This window comes from Flavobacterium sp. (genome assembly GCF_028712645.1).
Classification (GTDB): Bacteria; Bacteroidota; Bacteroidia; order Flavobacteriales; family Flavobacteriaceae; genus Flavobacterium.
The window spans coordinates 1-8,272 of record NZ_JAQTPQ010000152.1; the positions used below are offsets into that span (position 1 = coordinate 1).

At 33.8% G+C, this 8,272-nt stretch carries 8 protein-coding genes; 1 reads left to right on the plus strand and 7 read right to left on the minus strand.

The window, feature by feature from the left end; all coding sequences use genetic code 11:
• Nucleotides 1–274: 274 nt before the first annotated feature.
• The 3 genes from PHC28_RS12005 to PHC28_RS12015 all read right to left on the minus strand — a co-directional run bounded on the left by PHC28_RS12005 (nt 275) and on the right by PHC28_RS12015 (nt 2,984).
• Nucleotides 275–484, minus strand: a complete 210-nt coding sequence (locus tag PHC28_RS12005) for a KTSC domain-containing protein (RefSeq protein WP_300100624.1) — start codon at nt 482–484, stop codon at nt 275–277.
• Between the two features lie 97 nt (nt 485–581).
• A complete protein-coding gene (locus PHC28_RS12010; RefSeq protein WP_300100627.1) occupies nt 582–1,250 on the minus strand; it encodes a response regulator in 669 nt (222 codons plus the stop codon).
• A 12-nt stretch (nt 1,251–1,262) separates the two neighbouring features.
• On the minus strand, nt 1,263–2,984 hold the full coding sequence (locus PHC28_RS12015; protein ID WP_300100630.1) for an ATP-binding protein: 1,722 nt from the start codon (nt 2,982–2,984) through the stop codon (nt 1,263–1,265).
• A gap of 569 nt (nt 2,985–3,553) precedes the next feature.
• Here PHC28_RS12015 and PHC28_RS12020 point away from each other — a divergent pair.
• Entirely contained in the window at nt 3,554–4,432 is an 879-nt protein-coding gene (locus PHC28_RS12020; RefSeq protein WP_300100633.1) for a hypothetical protein, read from the plus strand.
• A gap of 261 nt (nt 4,433–4,693) precedes the next feature.
• On the opposite strand, the gene rplT is transcribed toward PHC28_RS12020, so the two are convergent.
• The 4 genes from rplT to thrS all read right to left on the minus strand — a co-directional run bounded on the left by rplT (nt 4,694) and on the right by thrS (nt 8,053).
• Nucleotides 4,694–5,038 carry a 50S ribosomal protein L20 gene (gene rplT, locus PHC28_RS12025; RefSeq protein WP_194311600.1) on the minus strand — a complete coding sequence of 115 codons (345 nt, stop codon included), beginning with the start codon at nt 5,036–5,038 and terminating at the stop codon, nt 4,694–4,696.
• Between the two features lie 148 nt (nt 5,039–5,186).
• A complete protein-coding gene (rpmI, locus tag PHC28_RS12030) occupies nt 5,187–5,384 on the minus strand; it encodes a 50S ribosomal protein L35 (RefSeq protein ID WP_300100638.1) in 198 nt (65 codons plus the stop codon).
• Between the two features lie 148 nt (nt 5,385–5,532).
• Nucleotides 5,533–6,084, minus strand: coding sequence for a translation initiation factor IF-3 (gene infC, locus PHC28_RS12035; protein ID WP_143392053.1), 552 nt, complete (start codon nt 6,082–6,084; stop codon nt 5,533–5,535).
• 22 nt (nt 6,085–6,106) lie between these two features.
• On the minus strand, nt 6,107–8,053 hold the full coding sequence (gene thrS / locus PHC28_RS12040) for a threonine--tRNA ligase (protein ID WP_300100642.1): 1,947 nt from the start codon (nt 8,051–8,053) through the stop codon (nt 6,107–6,109).
• Nucleotides 8,054–8,272 lie beyond the last annotated feature (219 nt).

An 8,272-nucleotide genomic window follows, 5' to 3' on the forward strand; every position in this document is an offset into this window, starting at 1 on the left:
AAAAGGGAAAAATTCTAGTATAAATAACGTGTATTTTTGAAGTGTTATAAAACATATTATCAAATTCAGAAGCGAAACAATCTCCATTAATATATTCTTTTTTTAAAGAAGTTTTTTTATTTATAAGTATTGGCAAATATCCCATTTTTTTATTGTATTTAAAACAATTGGACTTTAACCGAAATATATATATATATATATATATATTAATGATAAAAAGGGGTGTTAATTTTTTATTTGCATATCCATTCTCCAAACCTACACCCTTTAAAAATCAATAAACATCAAAATGATAGCGGCAATGCACAAAATTAAAATAATGAGTTTCAATTTTTGGAGCTTTCATAAGTGCTACAAATTCATCTAGCGACACATCAAAATACTGATGAATGGCTTGAAGTTTAAACTCTATTTCGAGTATTTTTTGGATTTCGTCATATCTTACAGAGACAATGTTGCGGTCGTTTATGATGTATCGTGTCATTGTATTTTATTTTTTTTCAAAACTAAATCCAATAAAAAAATATTCCTTACGGGAAACCGTAAAGAGCAATAAAAATGCAATAAAAATGAAGGGAGATTTATATGAGTCCTAAATCTTTGGCAATAGCAATAAGATGTACCGTGTTGTTTGCCTTGAAAAAGTCTTTGAGTTTGCCTATTCTTTTTTCGATAGTCGATTTGCTATTGGGTTCAATGCCCAATTCTTTAAACTTTATATCCATTTTGTCTTGTGCAATTCCAAAGGAAAGTTGCTCGATAAGTTGGATGTCATAATTGTCTATTTCGTGTATGATTTTGTCTTGTAAGATGAAAGATAGATTAGGAGCAATGTAATTTGTATTTCCGTCAGAAACATATTGAATGGCTTTTTTGAGTTCTGGCAAACTATTCCTGCCTTTTAGAACAAAAGCATCAATATGTAAATGTTCAAAAAGTGCTTTAATGCGATAGGTTTTGTCTTCTACTGACAAGACGATAACTTTTATAGTAGGCTGTAATTGTTTAATTGCATTAATTAGTTCTTCACCTGAATTTAGAGTATTTGTTCTGTAATCTTCCTTGAAGGATAAATCGGTTATCAGTAGTTGGTAGGGATTATTGTCTAGTAGTGCTTTTTTTATTTTTAATAAAGCATCATCGCAATATTTTACACTGTCTTTTTCGAGGATATTTAATTCGTCAAGCGTGTTTGCAACAGCAATATTTATACTGTCGAGATCTTCTGCAAAGAGTACTTTTGAAAACATAATTTACAATTTCTAGTGAGGAAAAATAATTTTGGCTTTAAAGCCTTTGTTTAATTCGGTATCAAAAGTAAATGTTCCATTTATAGTTTTTATGCGGTTTCCCACATTTTGCAAACCATTTTTAAATTTTAATGTTTTTGGGCTTCCAATACCATTGTCGGAATAGTTGATTTCGTATGTTTTTTCTATATTTTCAAAGCCTAAAACAACAATACTACATTGGCTGTGTTTTTTCATATTGACTAATAATTCTTGTATTATGCGATAGACAGTTATTTTTGTTAATTTTTTAGTATTGCTCCAGTTTATAGCTTCATAGTTTTTGATAATTACGTTGGTTTTGTTATTGTTAAAACCAGAAATGAGCATTAATAAATTTTCTTTGAAGTACTCACCAGTATCAATTTCACTATTTTCTAATGAAATGTTTCTTGTTCTGGAATAAATAGTGTCTAAATTGTTGAGCAATTTTTCTTTGTTTTGTTCAGAAGATAAATCTTGTGTTTCGGCAAAAGACATTGCTTGATAAACGTCGTTTGCCAGCTCGTCGTGCAATTTTTTTGAAATTCGGGTTTCGGTGTCGTAAGCGGTTTGAATTTTTTCTTTTTTGTTTATCGCTTTAAAAAAAGAATAGATAAAAAGGGTTGACAATGTGCCAATAATAGTTATAAAAATCAAAATCAAATTACCGTTTTTTTGTTGCTCCAATTCAAGAGCCGTTTCTGATTTTTGAGTTTTTAGTATAAGATTTTCTTCCTTGTCTTGCTTGGAATCATATTTCATTTTGGCAAACTGATTTTTCTCTTTTTGCCTAACTTTGGAAATACTGTCATTGATTTGGATGTATTTTTCGGAATAGACTTTCGATTGATTGCCAGTTTGAGTATGTATTAATAATGCTAATGATTCCAATCGGTCGTCAACATTATTAGCTTTTGTTGCTTTTTCATAAGCTAATCTAGCATAATTGTTGGATAATCTTGGATTGGTTTGTTTATAATATTTGGTAAGATGAAGATAACTTGCTGCCATTCCCCAGTTATCCTTTATTTGTTTTTTTATTTTTAAGGCTTGATTCAAATAGTCAATTCCTTTAGAATTACCCACTTTGAAGTAAGAATATCCTAAATTATCAAGTGCTTTTGAAAAGGGTGCAGGATCGTTTATAACTTCTTTTTTTGAAGTCAAAGGAAGAAGGATTTGTATAGCTCGGTTGTAATCTTGCTTGGCCATATATACTACGGCAATGTTGTGTTTAATTTTTAATTTTCGAATTTCATCGATGTTTAAATTTAGACCCTTTTTATAATAATAAAGGGCATTGTCATAGTCAAACAGTTTCAAATAAACAATCCCAAGTAAATTATAAATGGAAGATTCGTATGAGGGATCCATCGTTTTATTTAAAAAAGGGAGGGCCTCAATGGCGGTGGTTTCACTCCCAGAATAATCTCCTTGATTTTGTTGAATTTCCGACATTCTTGCCAAAGAATAGATAATTCTGGTGCTGTCGGTCTTTACATCACAGAGGGATTTTGCTTTGTTGTGATAATAGAAGGCACTATCATATTTCACATTTTCAAGAGATTTGTCGCCAAGGTCAATGAGACGATCAATTTCTATTAGATTATTCTTTTTATCGAGTTGGTTTTTTTGTTTTTCCTCACAGGAATACAATGACAAAAAGATGGCTAATAAAATGTAAATCGGGAAATGGACTTTTTTGAGTATCATTTCCCGAAAATACAGAAATTTATTAAATAAAAATAAATCAGTTTAAATAAATTGCATTGAGATTATGGTTTAATAGGAGGGAGAGGATTAAGAGGGTCACCAGAATCATCCGCTACCACTTTTACTACATTATTGCTTGGGTTTGTTTCTGTTGTATCATTAGTACAGGAAACCATAACAATGCTGGCGATGACATACATCGATACTAAAATTATCCTTTTCATTTTTTTGGAATTAAAAATTAGACATAGTTTGGGCAGTCCGATATTGAAATCGAATCCTAGCCTGAGCTGAAAGCCATTAAAAACGGACTGCTCTTTTGCTTTTTTTGGGAAGTGAAGTGTGCTGAAACAGAATATCAGGATTTATACTTCCCGGATAAATTTGACATACTGTTTAGCGACACTTTTTTAGAACTAGTTTCGTACATTTGTCTTGATTGCATTTCAAAACAAGAACTAATTCCGAGGCAAAGGAATGTGGTTTTTGAGTGACTATTGGCAACGGATTCCAATCATTCCGATGATTCCGAACAATTCCAAATGATTCCGATTAATTCCATAAATGCTATGAATAAGAATACTATCGATGATTATAAAAAGGCTGTAAAAGCTAAATATGAAGAAGCTAAAACACGAAAGTTTTCAGAGTTTTTGTTGAAACCTTCTCCTGCCGAATTGAAAAATTTATGTTTATTATTGTTTGATTTAGGAATCAGCAAATTGGATCAAGAAATATTGGATCGGTTTTTTGAACTTAATGATAAATCTAGCAAGCAGAAACAGATAGAAAATTTTGATGTGGACAAATTAAAACCAATCAGTAATTTTCTAAGAGGAAAAACAGAAGCAACTAGAATTGTAAATTTGGATTTTATTGCAGTTTTGGTCGATTTTAATCCAAGACCTTACAGGAAATTTATTTTGCGAAACAATGAGAAATTGACAGAGAAATTGACAGAGGTTATTGCAATAAATGAGATTGTAAATAAAGAAGGAAGAATAGAGGTAGAGGATAAAAAGGAGATAGTAATTTTTGAGCAATTTAAAAAGAAGAGTGTTGCAAAGAAATTAGCTTTTGCCGTGATTCCTTTGTTTGTTTTTGGTGCTGCGGGTTATGGTGTCAAAAACATTTTTTTTCGAGACAAGAATTGTATGGTTTGGGTCAAAAACCATTATGAAGCGGTTGAATATGATAAAGTGAAAGATACTGCCGAAGTTTGTCCGTTCAATCAAGGGTTATTGGACAATTTTAAAAAAATATCCGTTTGCGACACGACTACTTTTTTTAAAAATGGAGCTATTGACAATCCTTTAGTTTGGTATGGGAAATCTCCAAATAAAAAAGAATATGAGTATTTTAATCAACCAGGATTACATCCCGAAACAGGAAAAACATTGAAGCCTATAACGAAATATATTATTGAGAAGCACATTCTCAAAAAATGATGAATCGTTTATATCTTGAGGATAAGACTATTTTTTTATTTTACTGTAATAAAAATATAAAATACTTTTCCTGTCCCATCGAGGTATGTTTTTTATAAAAAAAAATGAAATGATGTTTTCTGGAATATCCAGATATATATTTTATTCCAATTTCGGCTCCCTCTCCTTTGGAGAGGGCTGGGGTGAGGAAACAAAAAGTCCCAACCTTTCGATTGGGACTTTTCTATAAGTAAGTAATCTTAAATTGAGTTGATAAAACGTTTATTTTACTTTATTAAGTATGGCTTTGAAAGCTACTGGATGATTCATCGCTAAATCGGCAAGAACTTTACGGTTCAATTCGATGTTATTAGCTTTGCATTTCCCAATAAATTGTGAATAAGACATTCCTTCTAATCTAGCTCCAGCGTTGATACGTTGAATCCATAAAGCACGGAAATTTCTTTTGTTCACTTTTCTGTCACGGTAAGCATAGCACATTGCTTTCTCAACCGCATTTTTAGCAACTGTCCAAACGTTTTTACGACGACCAAAGAAACCTTTGGCTTGCTTCATTATCTTTTTTCTTCTTGCTCTTTTAGCAACTGAATTTACTGATCTTGGCATAATTTTTCTGTTTTTTTGTAGCAGGCGTCCCGAATTTAATCAAGGGAACTTAAGGCCATACTCCAAGGTTATTTTAATTTTTTTTAACCTAAAGAATGTTTTTCTTCCTTTCCTTCTCCCTCTCCTTTGGGGAGGGCTGGGGAGGGGATTATAGAATTCTTAATTGTTGTTTGATGCTTTTCATATCTGTAGAGTGAACTAGCGCTGAGTGTGTCAAAGCTAATTTACGTTTTTTAGATTTCTTGGTCAAGATATGACTTTTGAAAGCATGCTTTCTTTTAATCTTTCCAGAACCAGTAACTTTAAAACGTTTCTTGGCGCTAGATTTGGTTTTCATTTTAGGCATTTTTTCCTAGTGTTTTAATTTATTCTTACTTACTTATTTTCCCATCCCCAGCCCTCCCCGAGGGGGAGGAAGCCGAGAAGTGATATGTTATTCTCCTTTGAACTCTTATGAGTTTCTTCTCCCCTCCTTCGGAGGGGTCGGGGGAGGATTATTTCTTTTTCTTTGGAGCAATAAACATAATCATTCTCTTTCCTTCAAGAACGGGCATCGCTTCCACTTTTCCAAATTCTTCAAGATCTGTAGCTAATCTCAATAACAAGATTTGACCTTGGTCTTTATAGATGATTGAACGTCCTTTAAAGAAAACAAACGCTTTCAATTTAGAGCCTTCTTTCAGAAATTTTTCTGCATTTTTTCGTTTAAATTCGTAATCGTGCTCATCAGTTTGAGGACCAAAACGAATTTCTTTTACTACAATTTGAGTAGATTTTGCCTTTAGCTCTTTTTCGCGTTTCTTTTGCATATAAACGAACTTTTTATAGTCCATTATTTTACAAACTGGCGGTTCAGCATTGGGCGAAATTTCAACTAAATCTAGTTCAAATTCGTCGGCTAATCTTAGTGCTTCGGAAAGTTTAAAAACTCCTGGCTCAATATTTTCACCCACAAGCCTTACTTCTTGTACTCCACGGATAAGGTTGTTTATTCTGTGGGCGTCCTTTTTTTCTACTCGAGGTTGATAACCTCTATTGCTTCTTATTGCTATGGCTTTATAATTTAAGTTAAACTGTAAATGTTTTTAATGTTTTGCCTATTTCTTCGTTTACAATTGCAGCAAATTCCTCAATTGTAACTGTAATGTTGCCTTTTCCTTCTTGTCCGTGACGACGTATGGATACGGTTCCATTTTTCTCTTCTTCCTCGCCTACAATCAACATAAACGGGGTTTTCTGCATTTCTGCATCTCTAATTTTTCTGCCAATTGACTCGTTTCTATTGTCAATTAGGGCGCGAATTTCGTGATTTTCTAGCAGACTTAAAACTTTTTTTGCATATATTTCATATTTCTCGCTCAAACACAATATTATAGCCTGTTCTGGCATCAGCCAAAGCGGGAATTTTCCTGCTGTGTGTTCAATCAAAATAGCGATAAAACGTTCCATCGATCCAAAAGGAGCTCTGTGAATCATAACCGGGGTATGCAATTGATCATCAGAACCTTTGTAAGTCAGTTCAAAACGTTCTGGCAAGTTGTAATCTACTTGAATAGTTCCCAATTGCCATTGTCTGCCCAAAGCATCTTTGACCATAAAATCTAGCTTCGGACCATAGAAAGCAGCTTCTCCATAAGCGACAACAGTTTTCAATCCTTTGTCGGCAGCGGCATTGATAATCGCATTCTCTGCTTTCTCCCAGTTTTCGTCGCTTCCAATGTATTTTTCCCTGTTTTCTTGGTCACGCAACGAAATCTGTGCTGTAAAGTTTTCGAACCCTAACGAACCGAAAACATAGAGCACCAAATCAATTACATTTTTGAACTCTTGGTCTAATTGGTCAGGAGTACAAAAAATATGTGCATCATCCTGAGTAAATCCACGTACGCGAGTCAAACCGTGCAATTCGCCACTTTGTTCGTAGCGATATACAGTCCCGAATTCAGCATAACGTTTTGGTAAATCTTTGTATGACCAAGGTCTTACATTGTAAATTTCGCAGTGATGTGGACAGTTCATAGGTTTCAACAAAAATTCTTCTCCTTCGGCTGGAGTATTTATTGGTTGAAAACTATCAGCACCATATTTAGCATAATGTCCTGAAGTCACATAAAGTTCTTTTTGTCCAATATGAGGAGTAACCACTTGTTCGTAACCTGCTTTCTTCTGAGCTTTTTTCAAAAACTGCTCTAGCCTATCGCGCAAAGCAGCTCCTTTAGGTAACCACAATGGCAATCCTTGACCCACTTTCGCCGAGAAAGCAAACAATTCCAATTCTTTTCCTAGTTTTCTGTGGTCGCGACGTTTCGCCTCTTCCAACAATTCTAAGTATTCGGTTAAGTCTTTTTGTTTTGGAAATGAAATTCCATAAACACGAGTCAATTGTTTGTTTTTTTCATCACCACGCCAGTATGCTCCAGCTACACTCATAATTTTCATTGCCTTGATGATACCAGTATTCGGAATATGACCACCGCGACATAAATCGGTAAAAGTGGAGTGGTCACAAAAAGTAATCGTTCCGTCCTCAAGATTCGTAATCAATTCGGTTTTGTAAACATTGTCTTTGTAAACTTCCAAAGCTTCCGCTTTAGAAACAGGACGGAGTTTAAATTCGTGTTTCTCTCTCGAAATTTCTAAAACGCGATTTTCAATCTTTTTAAAATCGGCTTCTGTGATTTTTTGGTCTTCAAAATCTACGTCATAGTAAAAGCCATTCGATATTGCAGGTCCAAGTGTCAATTTAATCCCAGGATACATTTCTTCAAGAACCTGTGCCATCACGTGTGAAGTCGAATGCCAAAAAGCTTTTTTGCCACCTTCGTCATTCCAAGTATATAATATAAGACTGCCATCCGTCATCAAAGGGGTTATGGTTTCCACAATTGTACCATCAAAAGAAGCTGAAATTACATTTCTGGCAAATCCTTCACTAATGCTTATTGCAACATCCATCGGAGTTACTCCTGCTGCAAACTCTTTAACTGACCCGTCGGGCAAACTAATCTTAATCATTGTTTTTAATTTTGTGAATGCAAATATAACGCATTACTAAAATACATACAATATATATGTGCAAGTTTATATATTATATATAAGACTGGTTTTTTTTCTAGGAGCTATCTCCCGCTATCCGCTACAATCTTTTGTGCCGAACCCCGGCACAAAAGGATTTCCACTACTATCGGGGCTATGTCATTTGGTTTTCATAAAGAATATATAGTACAGAAGTAT